General features: G+C 61.0%; 19 protein-coding genes and 1 other RNA gene. 13 read left to right on the top strand and 7 right to left on the bottom strand.

The window, feature by feature from the left end:
- The first annotated feature begins 216 nt into the window (after positions 1 to 216).
- The gene (locus tag Q8K08_RS18355) at positions 217 to 528 is read left to right on the top strand and encodes an ETC complex I subunit (RefSeq protein WP_304796347.1); all 312 of its coding nucleotides are present in this window, start codon (positions 217 to 219) and stop codon (positions 526 to 528) included.
- Positions 529 to 580: 52 nt separating this feature from the next.
- Here the strand turns inward: Q8K08_RS18355 and Q8K08_RS18350 are convergent, their stop codons facing one another.
- The 4 genes from Q8K08_RS18350 to Q8K08_RS18335 form a co-directional block, all read right to left on the bottom strand.
- The gene (locus Q8K08_RS18350) at positions 581 to 1,234 is read right to left on the bottom strand and encodes a DUF1194 domain-containing protein (protein WP_305251140.1); all 654 of its coding nucleotides are present in this window, start codon (positions 1,232 to 1,234) and stop codon (positions 581 to 583) included.
- A 50-nt stretch (positions 1,235 to 1,284) separates the two neighbouring features.
- Positions 1,285 to 1,639: a transfer-messenger RNA gene (gene ssrA, locus Q8K08_RS18345) on the bottom strand.
- Complete coding sequence (locus Q8K08_RS18340; protein ID WP_305251138.1) at positions 1,630 to 2,079, bottom strand: GNAT family N-acetyltransferase; 450 nt, start codon at positions 2,077 to 2,079, stop codon at positions 1,630 to 1,632. Before Q8K08_RS18340 ends, ssrA begins: the two co-directional genes overlap by 10 nt.
- A 109-nt stretch (positions 2,080 to 2,188) precedes the next feature.
- A complete protein-coding gene (locus Q8K08_RS18335) occupies positions 2,189 to 3,241 on the bottom strand; it encodes an extracellular solute-binding protein (RefSeq protein ID WP_370654085.1) in 1,053 nt (350 codons plus the stop codon).
- A gap of 262 nt (positions 3,242 to 3,503) precedes the next feature.
- Here Q8K08_RS18335 and Q8K08_RS18330 point away from each other — a divergent pair, with 262 nt between their 5' ends.
- The 6 genes from Q8K08_RS18330 to Q8K08_RS18305 all read left to right on the top strand — a co-directional run bounded on the left by Q8K08_RS18330 (position 3,504) and on the right by Q8K08_RS18305 (position 10,370).
- A complete protein-coding gene (locus Q8K08_RS18330) occupies positions 3,504 to 4,478 on the top strand; it encodes an oxidoreductase (protein ID WP_370654084.1) in 975 nt (324 codons plus the stop codon).
- Positions 4,479 to 4,721: 243 nt separating this feature from the next.
- Positions 4,722 to 5,948, top strand: coding sequence for an aminotransferase class V-fold PLP-dependent enzyme (locus Q8K08_RS18325; RefSeq protein ID WP_305251134.1), 1,227 nt, complete (start codon positions 4,722 to 4,724; stop codon positions 5,946 to 5,948).
- A 130-nt stretch (positions 5,949 to 6,078) separates the two neighbouring features.
- Positions 6,079 to 7,491, top strand: a complete 1,413-nt coding sequence (locus tag Q8K08_RS18320; protein ID WP_305251132.1) for a deoxyribodipyrimidine photo-lyase — start codon at positions 6,079 to 6,081, stop codon at positions 7,489 to 7,491.
- A gap of 58 nt (positions 7,492 to 7,549) precedes the next feature.
- A complete protein-coding gene (locus tag Q8K08_RS18315; RefSeq protein WP_304802044.1) occupies positions 7,550 to 8,764 on the top strand; it encodes a cyclopropane-fatty-acyl-phospholipid synthase family protein in 1,215 nt (404 codons plus the stop codon).
- Positions 8,765 to 8,794: 30 nt separating this feature from the next.
- Entirely contained in the window at positions 8,795 to 9,241 is a 447-nt protein-coding gene (locus Q8K08_RS18310) for a TrgA family protein (protein WP_305251130.1), read from the top strand.
- Positions 9,242 to 9,263: 22 nt separating this feature from the next.
- Positions 9,264 to 10,370 (top strand): NUDIX domain-containing protein, encoded by a 1,107-nt coding sequence (locus Q8K08_RS18305; protein ID WP_305251128.1) that lies wholly within the window; start codon positions 9,264 to 9,266, stop codon positions 10,368 to 10,370.
- A 62-nt stretch (positions 10,371 to 10,432) separates the two neighbouring features.
- Here Q8K08_RS18305 and Q8K08_RS18300 read toward each other — a convergent pair whose 3' ends face one another.
- The 3 genes from Q8K08_RS18300 to Q8K08_RS18290 all read right to left on the bottom strand — a co-directional run bounded on the left by Q8K08_RS18300 (position 10,433) and on the right by Q8K08_RS18290 (position 13,806).
- Positions 10,433 to 11,602 (bottom strand): Gfo/Idh/MocA family protein, encoded by a 1,170-nt coding sequence (locus tag Q8K08_RS18300; RefSeq protein WP_305251126.1) that lies wholly within the window; start codon positions 11,600 to 11,602, stop codon positions 10,433 to 10,435.
- A gap of 78 nt (positions 11,603 to 11,680) precedes the next feature.
- Positions 11,681 to 12,736 (bottom strand): sugar phosphate isomerase/epimerase, encoded by a 1,056-nt coding sequence (locus tag Q8K08_RS18295; RefSeq protein ID WP_305251125.1) that lies wholly within the window; start codon positions 12,734 to 12,736, stop codon positions 11,681 to 11,683.
- Positions 12,733 to 13,806, bottom strand: a complete 1,074-nt coding sequence (locus Q8K08_RS18290; RefSeq protein WP_305251123.1) for a LacI family transcriptional regulator — start codon at positions 13,804 to 13,806, stop codon at positions 12,733 to 12,735. Before Q8K08_RS18290 ends, Q8K08_RS18295 begins: the two co-directional genes overlap by 4 nt.
- Before the next feature lie 309 nt (positions 13,807 to 14,115).
- Between Q8K08_RS18290 and Q8K08_RS18285 the strand changes: the two genes are divergently transcribed.
- The 6 genes from Q8K08_RS18285 (at position 14,116) to Q8K08_RS18260 (ending at position 21,452) form a co-directional block, all read left to right on the top strand.
- Positions 14,116 to 15,345: an ABC transporter substrate-binding protein gene (locus Q8K08_RS18285; protein WP_304802058.1), complete on the top strand. Its 1,230-nt coding sequence runs from the start codon at positions 14,116 to 14,118 to the stop codon at positions 15,343 to 15,345.
- A 79-nt stretch (positions 15,346 to 15,424) separates the two neighbouring features.
- A complete protein-coding gene (locus Q8K08_RS18280; protein ID WP_304802060.1) occupies positions 15,425 to 16,318 on the top strand; it encodes a carbohydrate ABC transporter permease in 894 nt (297 codons plus the stop codon).
- Positions 16,311 to 17,225 carry a carbohydrate ABC transporter permease gene (locus Q8K08_RS18275; RefSeq protein ID WP_304802062.1) on the top strand — a complete coding sequence of 305 codons (915 nt, stop codon included), beginning with the start codon at positions 16,311 to 16,313 and terminating at the stop codon, positions 17,223 to 17,225. Before Q8K08_RS18280 ends, Q8K08_RS18275 begins: the two co-directional genes overlap by 8 nt.
- Before the next feature lie 6 nt (positions 17,226 to 17,231).
- Positions 17,232 to 18,311, top strand: a complete 1,080-nt coding sequence (locus tag Q8K08_RS18270) for an ABC transporter ATP-binding protein (protein ID WP_305251120.1) — start codon at positions 17,232 to 17,234, stop codon at positions 18,309 to 18,311.
- Between the two features lie 5 nt (positions 18,312 to 18,316).
- Positions 18,317 to 20,689, top strand: a complete 2,373-nt coding sequence (locus tag Q8K08_RS18265) for a glycoside hydrolase family 2 protein (RefSeq protein WP_305251118.1) — start codon at positions 18,317 to 18,319, stop codon at positions 20,687 to 20,689.
- 13 nt (positions 20,690 to 20,702) lie between these two features.
- A complete protein-coding gene (locus Q8K08_RS18260; RefSeq protein ID WP_305251116.1) occupies positions 20,703 to 21,452 on the top strand; it encodes a sugar phosphate isomerase/epimerase in 750 nt (249 codons plus the stop codon).
- Position 21,453: the final 1 nt, after the last annotated feature.

Raw genomic sequence — 21,453 nt, 5'->3', positions numbered from 1 at the left:
CACGTCGAAATTCTGCAGCTTTTGGTTGATCGCATGGCCCGGCTTTGGCACAGTGCAAAGGCAAGCAGCAAACTGCCGCTGTCGGTTGGTCGCACCACACCCCACCCACACCCCGTGATCAACCGACAGCAACTTGCACGCGGCCAACATGCGTTGACGCTTGCACTGCGCCCCGGTTTTCCGCCATATAGCGCCTGTCTGACCCGGAGGTTTCCAATGCGCGCCCGCATCTACCAGCCCAGCAAAACCGCGATGCAATCTGGCACGGCCAAAGCCCGTGGTTGGGTGCTGGACTTTGCCCACGCCTCGGCGCGCGAAGTTGATCCGCTTATGGGCTGGACCTCATCAGACGACACACAGGCGCAGGTGCGGCTGCAGTTTGATACGCTGGAAGCGGCAGAGACTTATGCAAAGGCCAAAGGCATCGAATACGATGTGCAGCTGCCCAAAAACCGCAAGCCTTTGATCCGCGCAGGCGGCTATGGTGAGAATTTCGCCACCAACCGCCGGGGTGTGTGGACCCACTGACCGGCCTGTTGGTCAAAGCGGTGCAAGATGAGTATTTGCAAAGCAGCAATGCTCAGGAGGCGGGCTTTTCCAACTCGCGTAGCAGCTTTGCCCGTATCGCTTGCGGATAGGCACTGACCCCGCGTGAGGTGATGACAAAACCACCGCGGGTGATGACCCAGTTTTCATAAAAGCGCGTGATTGCGGTGGATTGGCCCAAATCTTCGATGGCAATCGCGTTGATGGCGACGCCTGCCGCACTGGCGCGGCTGCGGGCGGCGCGGACGGTGTTGCCGCTGTTTTCCGGACCGTCTCCAGAAATGTCGATGATGTTGCGTGCGCATCGGGGGGCATTGGCAAAGAGCGACAGGGCCGCGTCGATCGCCTCGCCCACGGCGGTATCTGAGCCGGAAAAGGCGCGCGGCGCACTACGGATCAGGTTTGCGGCATGCACGATATCGGCGGGCGCGCGCATCTGCACCCAAGGCAGGACAACCGCCTGTTGCCCTTGACCTGACCAGTGCAGCACCGTCACGGCCACCTGACCCTCCAACAAGACGTCGGTGACGGCCGGGTCCAGCAGGGCGTTGGCGGTGCCGTTGGCCTGAGTGCGGTATTCGCCCGCGTCGATGGAGCCGGACACGTCGATGGCCAGCACCAGCGCCACGTCGCATGGCCGGGCCGCTGTGGGCAGGGAAAGTGCGAGGCAAAGGGCCAGCGTGCGCATATGCAAATGTGGCGCGGCGCGCGCGGAAGGGCAAGTCAGGAATGGGGGAAGGTGCAGGTTTCTGTTGCCAGGTACCTGCGAACCCCGCCTTACGCGGCTAAGCGCAAGGACTTAAGTTTCGATGTTCGAACTGCTTACGCAGCAAGAGCCATCGGAGCACGGTTGTCGTTTGCAACTGTACATTTGGACCGATAACGGTGGTACCTCACCGAGTAAAAGCTGGCCTCTTTGAACGTTCGTCGATCCTATTTCGACCCCGAACCCCCGAAACGAACGGGTGGAATGGTGGAGTCGCCGGGTACCGCCCCCGGGTCCGAGCCGTCTATTACAGGTGCGTTTATCACCATAGTCCGGGTTGCCCCGCACAAGGCCAATATAGGCGGGCCTTGCCCGGCTCACAAGACCGTATCGGCGCGGTATTCCGGGGGTGGGTTGGTCAGGAAAATACGCTCGTCGGTTTCTTCGGTCACCGCCAGCCCTTCGCGCAGGTAAAACGCAAGGGCCCGGCGGTTGGGACGCAGCACGCTGAGCCGCAAGGGCAGGGCGCGGGTGGTGGCTTCGGCCTGAACAAGCGCCAGCACCGCCGCGCCGTGGCCCTGTCCTTGCCAGAGGGGGTCCAGATACAGCTTGCGCAGCCGAAGGTGGTCGGGGGTGGCTTCGACCATCACAAAGCCTGCCGTTTCGTCCGAAAGGGTGATGATCCGGGTATTGGCCAGATCAAAGGCCGATGGATGCGGTGGCGGGATCAGGCGGCCCCACAGCTTCAAGGCATGGTCGTGCATGACGCGCGATTCCAGATCGCGCACAAAGGGCACATCGGCAAGAGTGGCGGGGCGCAGGTGCATCATGGGGTCAGACTGCGCGCCGGGCGTGACGTCCGTGTGACGCGGCAGGGGGGGGCAACAAAATGCCCGGCCAGAGAACCCGGCCGGGCGCGTTTGTCCTAACGCAGGATCAGAAGCCGGATTTGATCAGTTCGAATTCGTTGATCATCTTTTCGCGGAAATCCGCGGATACCGGGGTTTGTGCCAGAAGTGTTGTGCTGACCGGATCGACAAAAGCGGCTTTCATCGCGTCTTCCGAGATGGTTTTCATCGCTTCGGTATTGGCATGGGCATAGCCCAATTCGTCCAGCAGGGCCTGAGCCGAGCCATGTGCCAGCACGGAGTTGATGAAGTCATAGGCCTTGTCTTCCGACCCCGGCTGGTTCGCCATGTTGACATAGCCGCAGAACCACGTCGAGGCTCCCTCGGCCGGGCTGCGTTCAAACCCGATCGGGAAGCCTTCGGCGGCCAGCAACGCCACGCCATCATTCCACGACCACGACACCAGCACCTCACCTGTTGCCATCAGCTGCGACATCTCGGATGGATCAGACCAATAGGCGCGCACATTTTTATGCGCCTCGCGCAGCCAGTCCGCGGCTGCGGTGAACTGCTCGTCGGTCACGTTGTCCCAGTCGGTAACACCGGTGGCCAGAAATGCCAGCGACCAAATATCATCGGCACTGTCGGGCAAAGAGGTGCGGCCTGCGTACTTCGGGTCGGTGAATACGTTCAGTGTGGCCACATCTTCGGCGGGCACTTCGGTGGTGTTATAGGCGGTCGCGGTATAGGCGTAATCGGTCGGGATGAACCAGACGCCCTGATCATCCTTGATCAGTTCGGAATCAAGCAGTTGCGGCGCGATGTTTGCGAATTCGGGGATCTTTGAAACATCCCACGGCTCGATCAGACCAGCATCGCGGTAGCGCGGCAGCGAGGCGACGCACGGATGCGCCACATCGGCCCGGAAGCCCGAAGAGACTTTCTGAAACGCCTCATCATCATCTCCGAAAAAGCTGTAGGTGGGTTTGGCGCCGTGCTTGGCCACATAATCAGTCAGCACGCCGTCAATCTCCCAGCCAGCCCAGTCAAACACCAGTAATTGTGGGTCAGAGGCACGGGCGGCGGAGGACAGAGCCAGGACGGACGCCGCGCAGGCAAGCAGGAATTTAGTGTGATTCATCATTGTTCCTCTGTGTTGGACCCGGGCCGGAGCATCCCCACTTACGATCAGCCCTTGATGGGGAAGTAGTAAAGGTTTTGTGCAGTCACAAGCGCGGAACATGCACTTATTGCAATGTGGCGTCTGTTCTGGACAGTGCAAGCCAAGCAAAGCGGGCTTGACCTCTGGGAATGGCTGATGCCTGTTTGGGGGCAGACGGCCTGCGTTTTGGCGCGGTCTTGGGCAGGATGAAGCAAGGGAGAATACAATGCGGGCAGTGCTGATGGAAAAGGGCGAAGATGGGCAAGCGGTCGCACGGCTGGCGGAAATGTCTGACGATGCCTTGCCTGCGGGTGATGTGACGGTGCAGGTCGCGTTCTCGACGCTGAACTACAAGGACGGGTTGTGTCTATCTGCGACGGGGGGCGGTCTGGTGCGCAATTACCCCCATGTGCCGGGCATCGATTTTGCTGGTGTGGTCGAGTCTTCGGACGATCCGCGCTATGCGCCCGGAGCCCCTGTGGTGCTGACCGGATGGCGGGTTGGAGAGGCGCATTGGGGCGGCTATGCCACCAAGGCGCGGGTCAAGGCAGACTGGCTGGTGCCGCTGCCCGACGGGTTGACCACGCGCCAGGCGATGGCAGTTGGCACGGCAGGATTTACCGCGATGCTGGCCGTGATGGCGCTGGAAGATCACGGACTTACCCCTGCGGATGGTGAAGTGCTGGTGACCGGCGCTGCGGGTGGCGTGGGGTCTATTGCCGTCGCCATTCTGGCGCAGCTGGGGTATCAGGTTGCGGCAGTCACCGGGCGGCCCGAGACAGAAGGCTATTTGCGCGACCTTGGGGCCACGCGCATTGTGCCGCGCGCCGATCTGGCCGAGGCGATCAAGCGTCCGATGGAGTCGGAAACCTGGGCGGGCTGCGTGGACGCTGTCGGCGGACAGATGCTGGCGCGGGTGCTGGGGCAGTTGAAATCAAACGCCAGTGTGGCGGCTGTGGGCAATGCCGGGGGGCTGGCGGTGCCTGCCAATATCATTCCGTTCCTGTTGCGGGGGATCAACCTTTTGGGGATCAACTCGGTGACGGTTCCCTATGCGCGGCGGGTCGCGGCTTGGGGGCGGATCGTGACCGATCTGCCGATGGACAAGCTGGAGGCGATGATCCAACCCGCCACATTGGCTGATGTGCCTGCGCTTGGTGAGGCGATCCTGCGCGGCGAGGTGCAGGGCCGGGTGGTTGTGGATGTGACGACCTGACAAATGGGCCGTGGCGCGTGGGGCAGGGGGGCTGGGGGGCCAGCCCCCCGTCGCTTTGCTCCTCCCCTCGGGATATTTTTGAACAGAAAATGCGAGGGTACGGTGGGTGGGGCCACCAAGATTGCGTGCCTTGCGTTTTGCGTCGGCCCCCGGCAAGCATTGCCTTGCCACTTTTGACCCGGCAAGCATTGCCTTGCCAATTTTGACCCGGCAAGCATTGCCTTGCCACTTTGGGGAGGCACAATGGTGCTTGATCTGACTTTTGTGCGTGCGCAGTTTCCCGCCTTTGACAGCCCGGTGTTGTCGACCCATGCATTTTTTGAGAATGCAGGGGGAAGTTATCCGTGCCGTCAGGTCATCGACCGGCTGACGCGGTTCTATCACCACCGCAAGGTGCAGCCCTATGCGCCCTATCCCGGTTCGGAACTGGCGGGGGCCGAGATGGACGAGGCGCGTACGCGGTTGGGGGCCATGCTGGGCGTGGCGCGCGACGAGGTGTCTTTTGGTCCGTCAACCAGTACAAATACCTATGTGCTTGCGCAGGCGGTGCGGGGCTGGCTTCAGGATCAGGGCGCCGCGATTGTGGTAACAAATCAGGATCATGAGGCGAATTCTGGCGTATGGCGGCGTCTGGCTGATGAGGGGGTGGAGGTGCGCGAGTGGCAGATCGACCCGCAGACCGGCAGTCTTGATCCGGCGGATCTACAACGCCTTTTGGCGGATGGCCGGGTGCGGTTGATGGCGTTTCCGCATTGCTCGAATGTGGTGGCCGAGATCAATGATGTGGCCGAGATCAGCGCCATGGCGCAGGCGGCAGGCGCACGCACGGTGGTCGATGGTGTGAGCTATGCGCCGCATGGGTTTCCCGATGTGGCGGCGCTGGGGTGTGATGCCTATTTGTTTTCGGCCTATAAAACCTATGGTCCGCATCAGGGCATCATGGTCTTGCGCGAGGGGTTCGGGATGGAACTGCCGGGGCAGGCGCATTTTTTCAACCAGTCGGTGCTGTATAAGTGCCATACGCCAGCGGGCCCCGATCATGCGCAGGTCGCGGCCTGTGCGGGCATGGCGGACTATGTCGATGCCATTGCCGCACATCATGGGGTGAGCGGTGACGCTGCGGCGCGGGGCCGTGTGGTGCATGACCTGATGCGCGCGGCAGAGGTGGCGGTGATCGCGCCCTTGCTTGACTATCTGGCAGGGCGCAATGACCTGCGCCTGATTGGGCCGCGCCGGGCAGAAGATCGTGCGCCCACCGTTGCGGTGGCACTGGACCGTGCTGCGCTGCCGGTGGCCGAGGCGCTGGGCCGCGAGGGTATCGCCTGTGGGGGCGGCGATTTTTATGCCGTGCGCCCGCTGGCGGCCATGGGGGTCGATGCGGCCAAGGGTGTGCTGCGGATGAGTGCGGCGCATTACACCAGTCAAGACGACGTGGCCCGGCTGATCGCGGCGCTTGACCGGGCCTTGTAGCGGCGGGGTCATTTTGACCATTGCCGGATCAGACTTGACCGCTAAGTCGTAACGAATTCAGAGCGGCCGGGTGATCCGAAAGGTGCAGTCGGCCGTATTGCTGTGAAGAACCAGAAAGCGCGCCAGACGTATGACCGATGCCCCCCTGATCCTCTGGCTGCGCCGGGACTTGCGCTTGATGGATTCGCCGATGCTGGCAGAAGCCGCACGCACGGGCCGCCCGCTGATCCCTTTGTTCATTCTGGACCCCGAGACCGAAGCATTGGGGGCCGCTCCGAAATGGCGGCTTGGCTTGGGGATCGCGGAATTTGCCAAGACGTTGGCGACCGTCGGTTCCCAGCTGATCTTGCGGCGGGGTGGCGCGCTGGATGTGCTGCGCGACGTGCTGGCAGAGACCGGGGCCAATGCGGTCTGGTGGCACCGTCTGTATGATCCGGGATCGGTCGCGCGTGATACGCCTGTGAAATCCGCACTCAAAGAGCAGGGCGTAGAGGCGCGCAGCTTTGCGGGCCATTTGCTGTTTGAACCCTGGGAGGTGGAAACCGGCACTGGCGGGTTTTACCGCGTGTATACCCCGTTCTGGAAATCGGTGCGCGATCGGCCGGTGTCGGCGCCGCTTGCTGCGCCCATGTCTTTGACCGCGCCTGCCAGCTGGCCCAAAAGCGATGATCTTGACGGGTGGCAGATGGGGGCTGCGATGCGCCGGGGTGGCGATGTGGTGGCGGCGCATGTTCATGTCGGGGAATCCAAGGCGCTGGCCCGGCTGGACCATTTCATTGGCACCAGCGTTGACGCCTATGCCACCGATCGCGATCTGCCTGCCGTGGATGGCACATCCGGCCTGTCGGAAAACCTTGCCTATGGTGAGATAGGGCCGCGCACGATCTGGGCGGCGGGCTGGCGGGCGATGCAGGCGGGCGCGCAAGGGGCCGAGACCTTCCTGAAAGAACTGGTCTGGCGTGAATTTGCCTATCACCTGATGCATCACACGCCCCATATCACCCATGCCAACTGGAAGCCCGAATGGGATGATTTTCCCTGGCAGGGCGACAACAAGAATGCCGAATACTGGCGGCGCGGGCTGACGGGCGAGCCGTTCGTCGATGCCGCCATGCGTGAGATGTATGTGACAGGCCGGATGCACAACCGCGCCCGGATGATCGTGGCAAGCTATCTGACCAAGCATCTGATGACACATTGGAGGGTAGGGCAGGACTGGTTTGCCGAGTGTCTGGTGGACTGGGATCCGGCGGCGAATGCGATGGGCTGGCAATGGGCGTCGGGTTCTGGCCCCGATTCCGCACCGTTCTTTCGTATCTTCAACCCGGCGATCCAGGTCGAGAAATTCGACCCGAAGGCCGAATATCGTCACCGGTTCATTGCCGAACTCAGCCGCACTCCTGGCCCCGATGCGATGTCTTACTTCGACGCCGTGCCCAAATCCTGGGCACTTGATCCAAGCCGACCCTACCCGAAACCTCTGGTCGATCTGGCCGAAGGGCGAAAACTTGCCCTTGCGGCATATGCGGGGCGAAACTCTTGAGCCGCCCCGTCGTATCTGAAACTGTAAACCAAAGACGACAATTCCCCGGGGAGGGAAGATGGAATTTCTGACAACGACCAAGGGCCAAGGCGGCCTGCCGCGCTATTTCACCCAGGCATTTGCCGTGGCCAGCAGCCTTGGCGAAGGCCGGCTGGATTTCGTGATGCCCGACGGGCGGCGGTTTCGGCTGGAAGGGCCCAAAGCCGGCCCGGTTGCAGAAATTGTGATCCACAACAATGATCTGTTTGCCCGCATGATCCGCGAAGGCGATCTGGGCTTTTGTGATGCCTATCTGGATGGCTGGTGGTCCAGCCCTGATTTGCAGGCGTTTCTGGATCTGGTGCAACTGCCCGCCAACAACGTGGTCAACGATGGCTTTCCCGGCATGGGTCTGTTGCGCAGCTTTGAACGCTTCCGGTTCTGGCTGCACTCCAACTCCAAACGGCAGGCAAAGAAAAACATTCACGCGCATTACGATCTGGGCAACGATTTTTACCGACTTTGGCTGGATGACAGCATGACCTATTCCAGCGGGATGTTTCAGTCCGGGCAGGAAAGTCTGGAAATGGCGCAAGAGCAGAAATACGCCTCGATGGTCGATCAGATGGGCGCCGCGCCGGGGGATCATGTGCTGGAAATCGGCTGCGGTTGGGGTGGTTTTGCCGAATATGCCGCCCGCGAGCGCGGGTTGCGCGTTACCGCCCTGACCATCTCACAGGCGCAATTTGACTTTGCGGTGGACCGGATGGCCCGCGCGGGACTGTCAGACCGGGTGGAAATCAAGCTTTTGGATTATCGTGACGAGCGCGGCCATTATGACGGAATCGCCTCTATCGAGATGTTCGAGGCGGTGGGCGAGCGCTATTGGCCGACCTATTTCAACACCCTGCGCGAGCGTCTGAAGCCGGGTCGCCATGCCACCCTGCAAATCATCACCGTGCCTGATCATCGCTGGCCGGTCTATAAGCGGGGCGTTGATTATATTCAGAAATATATCTTTCCAGGCGGTATGCTGCCCGCCCCGTTCCGGCTGAAGGAAGAAGTGGAACGTGCCGGTTTGCGGCTTAAAACCTCAATCGAATTTGGTGAAAGCTACAGCCAGACGTTGCGCCGCTGGTATGAGGTGTTCAATGATCGCTGGGATGATGTTGCCCGCCAGGGATTTGACGAGCGTTTTCGCCGGATGTGGAACTTTTACCTTGCCTCTTGCGCTGGAGCCTTCCGCGGCGGAAACTGTGATGTAACGCAGATCACGGTGACACGCCCTTCGTAATCTTGCCGGGCGGTTGAAAAAGGGAGCGCTATGCCAACGGCCGCCAAACTCGTCGCAGCGATCATCTTTGGTTTTGTCGCCTTTCTTGCCGCCCATTTATACGCACTTTCATTGCCAGACCCGCGCCAGTCTGGCGTGCTGCGCGAGGTCAGCGCCGTGGTAGGTGTGCTGTGCGGCTGGTTTGTAATGGGCCCATTCGTCATGCGCAGCCGTCGCCCTGTCGATGCGATGGGGGCAGGGGTGCGCACATCCCTGACCATTCTGATTGGTGTGGTGTTGATCTTTGCCACGGTTGAAATGCTGGACCGGGCGATGAAGGGTCGGTTTAAAACGCCACTGGATGCAATCCTTGCGATTTTTGAACATTCCCTGCGGCTTGCCACGCCGATTGCGCAGCCCGAAATTCTGGGCGTTCTGTTGCTGGGTGGGCTGGCAGGCGGGGCCGTGACCTATTGGGCGGGGCGGCGGTGGCCCTGACAGACCCGAAAGGCGTTTCGTGATGGCAGCCCTGTTTCTGGCGGGGCCGTTGCGCCATGCTCCGCTGCTTGCCGTGATCCTGGGCAAAGCGGCAACTCTTTCCCCCGCCACCGCGGCTGGCCGATCCGGGCAGCTTGTGGACGCGCCCGGACATTTTGGCCTTTTGCGCAAGGCCAGTTGTCGGGTGGAAGGCAGTGCCCTGCGGGATGCCACGCCCGAGGATATGGCCCGGCTGGCGTTCTATGCCAAGGCTATCGGCCTTGGGCGGTACAAGCTGAGCCTGATTGATGCAGCGGGCGGCGGTCAGGCCGAGACGTTTGCCTTGCGTCCGCCTTTTGCTAAGGGGCAGGTGTGGGATGAAGCGGTCTGGCTGGCGGATCATGCGGCTTTGGCTGTTGAAACGGCTGTCGAGGTGATGGCGCTTTATGGCCAGACACCCCCTGCATGCCTGAGCGCGAGGATCGGACCGATGATGGTGCGTGCGGCCAGCCGGTTGCGCGCGCAGGCAGATCAGGCCCCCGCTGCGGTGCGCCGCGGACCGGGGCAGGTGACAGTGCAATCGCGCCGCCAGCCTTATGCAAACTTCTTTGCCGTCGAAGAATATGACCTGTCCTTTCGCCGGTTTGACGGCGCGATGAGCCCGGTCATCACCCGCGCCGCCTTTGTGTCGGCTGATGCTGTGACGGTGCTTCCCTATGATCCGCAGCGCGACCGGGTGCTGTTGGTGGAACAGATGCGCGCCGGACCCTTTTCCCGGGGGGATGCAAATCCATGGCAACTGGAGGCCATCGCTGGCCGGATTGACCCCGGTGAGACACCCGAAGACTGCGCCCGCCGTGAGGCCGTGGAAGAAGCGGGCCTGTCACTGGGCGCGCTTTTGCCTGTGGCCGCCTATTACCCCTCTCCGGGGGCCAAGACCGAGTTCATCTACTCCTATGCTGCTCTGACTGATCTGCCTGATGGCGTGGCGGGCGTGTTCGGCGTCGAGGGAGAGGCCGAAGACATCCGCGGTCATCTTCTGGGCTTTGATCAGGCGATGGCGCTGGTCGGTTCGGGTGAGGTTCAGAACGCGCCTTTGTTGCTGACGCTGCTTTGGTTGCAACGCGAGCGTACGCGCCTGCGATCCTGACGCGTCCCGTCGGGGGCGCTGTCGGACGCCTCCGGCGGGAGTATTTTGCAAGCAGCAATGCGTCAGAGGTTCAACTTGACCCAAGCGGCGTTGCGGGCAGACGAGCGCACGCAGGCATCGACAAAGGCCACGCCCTCCAGCCCCTCTTTCAGACCGGGGAAGGTCACTGCGGCGTCAGGCGCGCTGCCGTCACGCCGGGCGATGATGGCGCGGGCGGCCTCGGCATAGATGTTGGCAAAGCCTTCCAGATAGCCCTCAGGATGGCCGGACGGGATGCGGGTGACGCGCCCCGCCTCGGCCCCGGACCCCGCACCGCCGCGTGTGAGCCGGTGCTTTGGCTGACCCAAGGGGCCGACCCAGAGGTAATTGGGGTTCTCTTGTTCCCATTCGATCCCGGCCTTGGTGCCAAAGATCCGCAGCCGCAAACCGTTTTCCTGCCCCGCCGCCACCTGAGAGCACCAAAGCATGCCCCGCGCGCCGCCCTGATAGCGCATCAGCACATGGCCGTTGTCGTCGACCCGGCGGCCTGGCACAAAGGCCTGTAAGTCAGCGGCCAACTCCTCTACCGTCAGCCCGCTTACAAAATTGGCGAGGTTAAAGGCATGGGTGCCGATATCCCCGGTGCTGCCGCCTGCGCCGGATCGCGCAGGGTCTGTGCGCCAACCCGCCTGCTTCTGGCCGGTCTCCTCCACCGGTTCCGCCAGCCAGTCCTGCGCGTATTCCACCTGCACCAGCCGGATCTCGCCCAAGTCTCCCGCCGCGACCATGGCGGCGGCCTGCCGGATCATCGGATAGCCAGTGTAGTTGTGCGTCAGCGCAAAGACCACGCCCGAAGCCTCGGCTGCGCGCGCCAGCTTTTTCGCCTCGCTCAGCGTATGGGTCAAAGGCTTGTCACAGATCACATGGATGCCGCGCTTAAGGAACTGCATTGCCACGGGCGCGTGCATGTGGTTCGGGGTAACAATCGCCACCGCCTCTATCCCGTCTTTGCGCCGCGCCTCCTTGGCCGCCATTTCGGCAAAGCTGGCATAAGCGCGCGCGACCCCCAGATCAGCGGCCGAGGCGAGGGATTTTTCGGCGTCAGATGAAAAACAGCCCGCAACCAATTCATACTGATCATCAATCCGTGCCGCGATCCGGTGTACAGCCCCTATGAACGCATCACGGCCGCCGCCCACCATTCCCAACCGAATGCGCGGTGCCCGCGCCACATGTGCCGCTGTAATGGCCATGTCTAAGCCCTCCTGATTTCATGTTGGCAAAAATACTCCACGGGGGTGCGGGGGTTTGAAACCCCTGCCGCGCAACTGTCAGTCCAGCCCCAGCATCCGCCGGTTCGCGGCCCGGTCGGTCCCGGCACCTGCGAAATCGTCAAACGCTTTCTCGGTCACCCGGATCATATGCGCCCTCACGAAATCTGCGCCTTCACGCGCGCCGTCTTCGGGGTGTTTCAGGCAGCATTCCCATTCCACCACCGCCCAGCCGTCAAAACCATACTGCGTCAGTTTCGAGAATATCCCGCCAAAATCGACCTGACCATCGCCCAAGGACCGGAACCGGCCCGCGCGGTTCACCCATGACTGAAACCCACCATAGACGCCCTGACGACCAGTGGGGTTCAGTTCGGCGTCCTTGACGTGAAACATGCGGATGCGCTCGTGGTAGATGTCGATATGGTCTAGATAATCAAGGTGTTGCAGCACATAGTGGCTGGGGTCATACAGCATGTTTGCGCGCGGATGGTTGCCAACGCGCTCCAGAAACATCTCAAAGCTTATCCCATCATGCAGGTCTTCGCCGGGGTGGATTTCATAGCAGACATCGACGCCGCAGTCCTCGGCGTGGTCCAGAATGGGCCGCCAGCGGCGGGCCAGTTCGTCAAACGCTTCCTCCACCAACCCTGCCGGGCGTTGCGGCCAAGGGTATATATAGGGCCAGGCCAAGGCCCCCGAAAAACTGGCATGTGCGGACAGGCCCAGATTTCTCGACGCGGTCAGCGCCTTTTTCACCTGATCCACAGCCCATTCCTGCCGGGCCTTGGGGTTGCCGCGCACGGCCTCGGCTGCAAACCCATCGAAAGCGGTGTCATAGGCCGGATGCACGGCCACAAGCTGGCCCTGCAGATGGGTCGATAATTCGGTGATTGCGATACCGTTGGCTGCTGCAACCCCTGTGATCTCGTCGCAATACGCCTTCGACGTGGCTGCCTTTTCCAGATCGAACAACCGCCCATCCCAAGACGGCACTTGTACGCCCTTATAGCCGCAATCTGCGGCCCATCTGGTGATGCTGTCCCAAGAGTTGAACGGGGCAGTTTCCCCTGCAAATTGCGCCAGAAACAGCGCCGGTCCTTTGATCGTCTTCATGATGATCCTCCCTTGTTATCGCGGCCCCGGTCCACAGAACCGGGCCGCTCCAATCCCTGCTTGGCTGGGGTGTCTCGGCGCTCGACGGCGGCGACCACGGCGCGGGCCAGAAAGTCACCTGCTTCACGCACATCTTCATGCACGACCAGAATGTCGGGGCGAAAGCGGTGCAGAAACCGGATCGCCTCTTTGGCAACCAGATCAAAATCCTGGCCTAACACCAGCCCCAGCCGTTCTGCCGCGTTCACCGCAGCCATAGCGGCAGTGGTCGATCCGCACAGCAATCCATCGGGCCGTGGGGTGCTGTTGGCCAGATGCTCTATCACCGCCTCTTCGATTGCAGTGCCACCAGAGTCAGAGGTGGCCGTGGTAAGCACCTCAAACGCCAGACCGTGGGCGCCTGCTGCCTGCACAAAGCCAGTTGTCATGTGGCGGGCATAGCTGTGGGTGCGGGGCGGTGGCACCAGCAGCAGGCGCTTGCGGCCGGCGGCAGCCAGCGCTTCGACCGCGGCAATGCCAAAGGCCTCGTTGTCGAAATCGTAGTAGCTGTGCTCGATCCCCATATCGGTGCGGCCATGAGTGGCAAAGGGAAAGTGCCGGTCAGTCATATAGCGCACGCGCGGGTCTTCAGGCTTGGTCTGATTCAGGATGATGGCATCTGCACTTTCGGTTTCCACCAGATAGCGGATCGGGTCCATCGGATCCTGATCGGGAAAATACGGGGTTACGATCAGGTGATAGGCGGTGCCGCGCAAGGCGTTTGCGATGGAATAGATCAACTGTGACGTGTGGTTCATCACATCGGATTCAGTCGACAGAACCAATGCGATTACATTGGTTTTTCCGGTGCGCAGGCGCACACCAGCGCGGTTGGGGCGATAGCCCAGACGGGTGGCGGCTTCTCGTACCCGGCGCTTGGTGGCCTCGCCGATGTCGGGCGCATCTTTCAACGCGCGACTGACCGTTGCCACGGCCAGCCCGGTTTCGGCGGCAATAGTTTTGAGCGTTGGACGTTCAGGTTCCGAATCAGGCGCCGGATGTCGCAGTGGAATGTCGACACCAGAGGTCATGTGCTGTCCCCCATATGGCGAATCGTTTGGCGGTTGTGCTTGGTCAAACCCAGTCGGGGGCCTTGTGCTGCACTTGCGAAAAGCCCGACGCGTGCGCAAGGCGTAAATGCCTTGTCGCGCGAGGAAAAGTTCGGTGTGCGGCGCTGCGGCATCAAGCTCTCGTATTGGGGGTGTGGACTGGAAAACGACCAGATTTCCACTCCATTCAACGCCATGTAAGAACTGCTTCACAAGCGAAAAGATTACTTGATCGGCAAAACTATAACGTTATAGAAATCACTATAACGTTTTAGAAACCGGGAGGACTGCATGAAAACCTTTAAACTTGCGACGGCGCTTGTCGCGTCCGTGGCCTTGCCATCCGTTGCATTCGCAACCGATCTTGAGGTCACGCATTGGTGGACCAGCGGCGGGGAAGCCGCTGCTGTGGCCGAACTGGCAAAGGCATTTGACGCTTCTGGCGACAAATGGGTTGATGGTGCAATCGCGGGCGGTGGGGGCACTGCGCGCCCGATCATGATTTCGCGCATCACCGGTGGCGACCCGATGGGCGCCACTCAGTTCAACCACGGCCAGCAGGCGCTGGAACTGGTCGAGGCCGGGCTTATGCTGGACCTGACCGATGTGGCCGAGGCCGAGGGCTGGAAGGAAAAGGTCTTCCCGCAGTCGCTGCTTGATAGCTGCACCGTTGATGGTCGCATCTATTGTGCGCCAGTAAACATTCACTCGCCCGAATGGCTGTGGCTGTCGAATAAGGCCTATGCCGATGCAGGCTTGCCTGTTCCGGCTAACTGGAACGAATTTGTCGAGAGCGCCCCACAACTGGAAGCTGCAGGGAAAATCCCGCTGGCGCTTGGCAACCAGCCCTGGCAGTCCAACCTTGCGTTTGGCGCAATCTCGATCGCCGTGGCCGGGCTTGATGTCTGGAAAGAGGTCAATGTCGAGAAGAACATGGATATGGCCGCTGGCGCCGAATACGCTGCCGTGTTTCAGGCAGTGGCCGATGCACGCAGCCTTGCTGCCAAATCCACAGTCCAAGACTGGAACCAGGCCACCAACCTTGTGATCACCGGTGAAGCGGGCGGGCAGATCATGGGTGACTGGGCGCAGGGTGAGTTTCAGGTTGCGGGGCAAGTGGCCGGCACCGACTACACCTGCCTGCCGGGACTGGGGCTGAATGCCTACCTGTCAACGGGGGGGGATGCCTTCTACTTCCCGAAAAACAAGAGTGCCGATATTGAGGCCGCGCAAAAACGCCTTGCCGCACTGCTGGTCAGCCCTGAAGCGCAGGTTGCCTTCAACCTCAAGAAAGGCTCCTTGCCGATCCGGGGCGATGTCGATCTGGCCGCTGCTAACGACTGTATGAAAAAAGGTCTCGAACTGCTGGCGCAAGGCAACCTTGTGCCATCGGGTGACATGGCATGGTCGCCGGACGTGCAAAAGCAGAACGAAGACCTGCTGGTCGAGTTCTGGAAAACCGACATGGCCCCGGAAGCGGCTCATGCGCAGTGGGTATCAAACCTGAAATCGGGTCTCTGATCCCGGACTGACGGCGGAGCCGCCCGGGATTGGGCGGCTCTTGCCATCTGAAAACGCACGGCAAGGGGAGGGCAGGCCAATGGCCGAAGCACGGCGGGTCAACCGCATGTGGCGGAATATGAACGCGAAAATCGCGGCGATTCCGATGGTTTTGACAACATTGGTGGTGTTTGTGGGCGGCACGTTCTGGACGGTGCTGTATTCCTTCACCGACTCCAAGCTGTTGCCGCGCGAACGCTTTATCGGCTTTGATCAGTATGAGCGGCTTTGGTCCAACTCGCGCTGGCTGACCTCGATTGAAAATCTGATGATTTACGGGGTGTTGTCGCTGGTTTTCACCATCAGTATCGGCTTTCTGCTTGCCGTCGCGATGGATCAGAAGATCCGGTATGAGGATACATTCCGCACCATCATGCTGTATCCGTTTGCGCTGTCCTTCATTGTAACAGGTCTTGTCTGGCAATGGATCCTGAACCCAGAATTCGGCATCCAGTCCATTGTTCGGTCGCTGGGGTGGGAGACGTTCACCTTTAACCCGCTGAACGACCCCAAGCTTGTACTGTACGGCCTGCTGATCGCCGGGCTGTGGCAGGGCACGGGGTTTGTGATGTGCCTGATGCTGGCCGGTCTGCGCGGGATTGACGAAGATATCTGGAAAGCCGCCCGCGTGGACGGCATTCCGACATGGAAAACCTATCTGCTGATCATCCTGCCGATGATGCGCCCGGTGTTCATCACCACGCTGGTCATCGTCGCTGCGGGCATCATCAAGCTGTATGATCTGGTGGTTGCGCAAACCTCTGGCGGGCCGGGAACGGCCAGTCAGGTGCCCGCGATGTATGTCTATGACTACATGTTTCAGGCGCAAAACCTTGGCCAGGGCTTTGCCGCATCGACCATGATGCTGCTGACCGTGCTGATCGTCCTGATCCCATGGGCCTATCTGGAATTCGGAGGCAAAAAACATGGTTGACGCAACCGCCGTCCTGACCCGTACCGACGCCGAGCCGCGCGGCACAAAACCCAAACGCGCGCTGTCGGGCCGCAACATCATGATTTACGGCACATTGTTCGTGTTCAGCCTGTATTATCTTTTGCCCCTGTGGGTCATGGTGATGACCAGCCTGAAAGGCATGCCCGAAATCCGCATGGGCAATATCTTTGCCCCCCCGGTCGAGATCACGTTCGAGCCGTGGGTAAAGGCATGGTCGCAAGCCTGCACCGGGCTGAATTGCGATGGCCTGTCGCGCGGCTTCTGGAATTCGGTCCGTATTCTGATCCCGTCGGTGATCCTGTCTATCGTGGTGGCATCGGTGAACGGTTATGCGCTGACTTTCTGGAAGTTCAAAGGGTCAGACATCTTCTTCACCATTCTGATTTTCGGGGCATTTATCCCCTATCAGGTGATGTTGTATCCCATCGTCATCCTCTTGCGCGAAATGGGCCTCTATGGCTCGCTCTGGGGTCTGGTTCTGGTGCACACCATCTTTGGCATGCCGATCCTGACGCTGCTGTTCCGTAACTATTTCTCCACCATCCCCGAGGAACTGTTCAAGGCCGCCCGTGTTGATGGAGCCGGGTTCTGGTCGATCTATGCCAAGATCCTGATGCCGATGAGCCTGCCGATCTTCGTGGTAGCGATCATCCTGCAAGTCACTGGTATCTGGAACGATTTCCTGTTCGGCGTGGTCTACACCAAGCCTGATCTCTACCCGATGACGGTGCAGCTTAACAACATCGTCAACTCGGTGCAGGGGGTCAAGGAATACAACGTCAACATGGCTGCCACCCTGCTGACCGGGCTGGTGCCGCTGTTCATCTACTTTGTCTCCGGCAAACTGTTCGTTCGCGGCATCGCCGCCGGTGCTGTGAAAGGCTGACCACGCATGACCAATTCGATCGAAGTCAAGGACCTGACGCTGAACTTCGGTTCCGTTTCGGTTCTGAAGAACATGAACCTGAACGTGGCCGAGGGGGAATTCGTGGTGCTGCTGGGGCCGTCGGGCTGTGGCAAATCCACTTTGCTGAACTGTCTGGCGGGGCTTTTGGAGATCACCGACGGACAGATTTTCATCAAGGGCAAGAACGTCACCTGGGCCGAACCGAATGAGCGTGGCATCGGCATGGTGTTTCAGTCCTATGCGCTTTATCCGCAGATGACGGTGCGCGGGAACCTGAGCTTCGGGCTGAAAAATGCCAAGGTGCCGCGCGACGAGATTGAGAAAAAGGTCGCCCGCGCGGCCGAAATCCTGCAGATCGGCCCGCTGCTGGACCGTAAGCCTGCCGCCCTGTCAGGCGGACAGCGCCAGCGGGTAGCCATCGGCCGCGCGTTGGTGCGCGATGTTGATGTTTTCCTGTTTGACGAGCCGTTGTCGAACCTTGACGCCAAGCTGCGCAGCGAATTGCGTGTGGAAATCAAACGCCTGCACGCACAACTTAAGAACACCATGGTCTATGTGACGCATGACCAGATAGAGGCGCTGACACTGGCAGACCGCATCGCCGTGATGCGCGGTGGCATCATCCAGCAGCTTGCCGCCCCGCAGGAAATCTACAACCGTCCGGCCAATCTGTTTGTGGCAGGCTTCATCGGCAGCCCGTCGATGAATTTCCTGCATGGGGCCACGATCGATGGTGGGCAGGCGTTTCAGCTTGGCGATCTGAAGCTCGCATTGGCGGGATATGAGGGTGGCATCGTGGGCGCGCGCGACAAGGTTATCCTTGGCCTGCGCCCCGAACATCTGGTGGTGCAGGATGGCGCAGAGCCGGGGGTGACGATCCCGGCGATGGTAGAGCTGGATGAACCTATGGGGGCTGATAGCCTTGTCTGGTTGCAGGCGGCGGGCACGCAAATGTCGGTCCGCGTGCCGGTGGAACGGCGCATGGCACCGGGAACCAAGGTGCATTTGAAAGTGGATATGTCAAAGGCCAGCCTGTTCGATGCAGGCAGCGAAGTAAGGATCTGACGGCGATGGATCTGGCCGGCTCATGGCGCCTTAGCGATGAGGTGGGGGAGTATGACGTGCCCTTTGCCTTGCCGGGCGACGGGGTCACGGCGCTGCATGCGGCAGGCGTGATCCCTGATCCGTATTGGGGCCTGAATGAATACGGGCTCCGCTGGATCGCCGACCGCGACTGGACCGCCAGCCGCAACTTTGACCATGATGGCGGTGATTGCGAACTGGTGATCGACGGGCTGGACACCGTGGCCGAGGTGCGACTGAACGGCATGTGTGTGCTGCGCGCTGCCAACGCGCACCGCCGCTGGCGGGTGCCGGTGGCGGGGTTGTTGCGTGCAGGGGACAACCGCATCGACATCACCTTCCGTTCGGTGGTGCGCGAAGGGGCCGCAAGGCAGGCGGCACAACCGTTCCCCATTCCCTATCACCAGCCGAACTGCCCGATCCCAAACGGCAACATGCTGCGCAAGCCGCAATGTGATTTTGGCTGGGACTGGAACATCGCGCTGCCCACTTTTGGCCTTTGGGGCAAGGTGGCGCTGGACCCTGTGGCCGAGCGCGTCGGCGATATCATCGTCGCCCAACGCCATGATGCGGGTCTGGCCGAAGTCAGTTTGCGGGTGGAAACCACTGCCGCAGATGCCACGGCCACCCTGTGCGGCGTGACCGCCACCGCGCCCGCCGTAAATGGCACCGCCACGCTGACCTTGCGGATTCCCAAGCCGCAGCTTTGGTGGCCAGCAGGGCAGGGCGCACAGGTGCTGCATGATCTGGTGGTCACCGCTGGCACGGCGACTGCCACGCGCCGCATCGGCTTGCGTGATATCCGCCTTGTGTCGGAACCGGACGCCGCTGGCCGCAGCTTCGGCTTTGCCGTAAATGGTCGCCCGGTTTTCGCCAAAGGGGCCAATTGGATTCCCGCCGACGCGCTGCATGGCCGCATCACCCAAGGCGCTGTGCGTGATCTGCTGCAATCGGCACTCGACGCCCACATGAACATGATCCGCGTCTGGGGCGGCGGGCGGTATGAGCCGGACTGGTTCTATGATCTGTGCGACGAACTGGGCCTGATGGTCTGGCAGGATTTCATGTTCGCTTGCCACCTTTACCCGTCAACCCCCGACTTCCTGACCGAAGTGGCCGAGGAAATCCGTGATGTGGTGGGTCGCCTGAACCACCACGCCTGCATCGCGCTGTGGTGCGGTGACAACGAATTGATCGGCGCGCTTGGTTGGTTCGAGGAGTCGCGTCGCGACCGCGACCGATATCTGGTCAACTACGACCGCCTGAACCGCACGATCGAGTCCGCCTTGTTCGAGTCTCTGCCCGGTGCCAACTGGTGGCCCTCCAGCCCCAGCCCCGGCCCTTTGGCGTTTGGGGACGCGTGGCACGATGACTCGTCAGGGGACATGCATTTCTGGTCCGTCTGGCACGAGGGACGCGATTTCGATCACTACCGCGACGTAAAGCCCCGTTTTTGCAGCGAATTTGGCTTTCAGTCCTACCCTTCGCTATCTGCAATCGCAACATTCGCAGACCGGAGCGACTGGAACATCGCCGCCCCGGTGATGGAGAGCCACCAGAAAAATGCCGGTGGCAACGCGCGGATTGCGGAGACCATGTTCCGCACCTTTCGCTTCCCCGTCGATTTCCCCAGCTTTGTTTATTTGTCGCAGGTGCAGCAGGGCGTGGCCATCCACACAGCTGTTACCGCTTGGCGGGCGCTCAAGCCGCATTGCATGGGCGCGCTATACTGGCAGCTGAACGACACATGGCCGGTGTGCAGTTGGTCCAGCCTTGACCATGGCGGCAACTGGAAGCTGCTGCACCACATGGCGTGGCGCTTCTTTGCGCCGATCACGGTCATCGCCGTTCCTCAGGCTGACACGATCACGCTAAAGGCGGTGAACGACTTGCCCGATGAGGCGTATATCACGCTTCATGTGCAGGCGGTCAATATGGCAGGCCAGATCCGCCCGCTGGTGGAAACGGACACCACTCTTTGCACCAAAGGCGCCACGCCCTGCACCGTGATAGACCGGGCGCAACTGCAACCGGACGAGGTGCTGCATTGGCACTGGTCAGACGGGGCCAGAGCGTCAGGCGCAGACATCTTTTCCCCACGTGCGTGGAAGACCTTTGATCTGGTTGATCCCAAGATCAGCCAAAGCGTTGCAAGAGATGGCGACGACTGGCTGATCACGCTGAAATCGCACGCCCTTGCGCCCTTCACCGCGCTGGAGGCTGACTTGCCGGGCCGGTTTTCCGACAACGCCTTTGCCCTGATCCCCGGTCAGGACCGGATGATCCGCTTTACCCCCTCCACCGAAGGCACGCCACGCTTCACGCTGCGCCACCTGCATGCCGCCACTTATGGCACCTGAAAGGACCGATCCGATGTTTTCCTATCAACTCTACTCATCGCGCAACTTCCCCCCCATGTCTGCCACGTTCCAGATGCTGGCTGACGCGGGCTATACCGCTGTAGAAGGCTACGGCGCGCTTTACGCCGATGATGCGGCGGTCGAGGCGACAACGGCGGGTCTTGCCGCCACGGGGCTGACCATGCCAACCGGGCATTTCAGTCTTGCGATGTTGGAAACCGAGGTGGCAAAGGTGCTTTCGATTGCCAAGTCGCTGAAGATGCAGAAACTTTACTGCCCTCATATCATGCCCGCCGACCGCCCGACCGATGGCAAGGGCTGGCATGACTTTGGTGCGCGGCTGGAAAAGACGGCCCATGTCTACCGGGCCGAGGGCTATGGTTTTGGCTGGCACAACCACGATTTCGAATTCCGCCCCACCGCTGATGGCGCGATCCCACAAGAGGAAATCTTTGATGGCGGCCCGCATCTGGAATGGGAAATGGACGTGGCTTGGGTGATCCGGGGCGGCGCTGATCCGCTGGCATGGATCGAGCGGTACAAAGACCGGATCACCGCAGCACATGTCAAAGATATCGCTCCGGCCGGTGAGAACGCGGATGAGGACGGCTGGGCAGATGTGGGGCACGGCACTGTGGACTGGCCCTCGATCATGGCTGCGTTGCGTGCCATTGGGGTCAAGCATTTCGTGATGGAGCATGACAACCCCTCTGACCACACGCGGTTCGCAACCCGCGCCATCGCAGCTGCCAAGGAGTTTTGAG

The organism is Pseudotabrizicola sp., assembly GCF_030684215.1.
In the GTDB taxonomy this organism is placed as follows: domain Bacteria; phylum Pseudomonadota; class Alphaproteobacteria; order Rhodobacterales; family Rhodobacteraceae; genus Pseudotabrizicola.
Note: the sequence above shows the minus strand (reverse complement) of the source record. Positions and strands in the feature narration are given on the sequence as shown.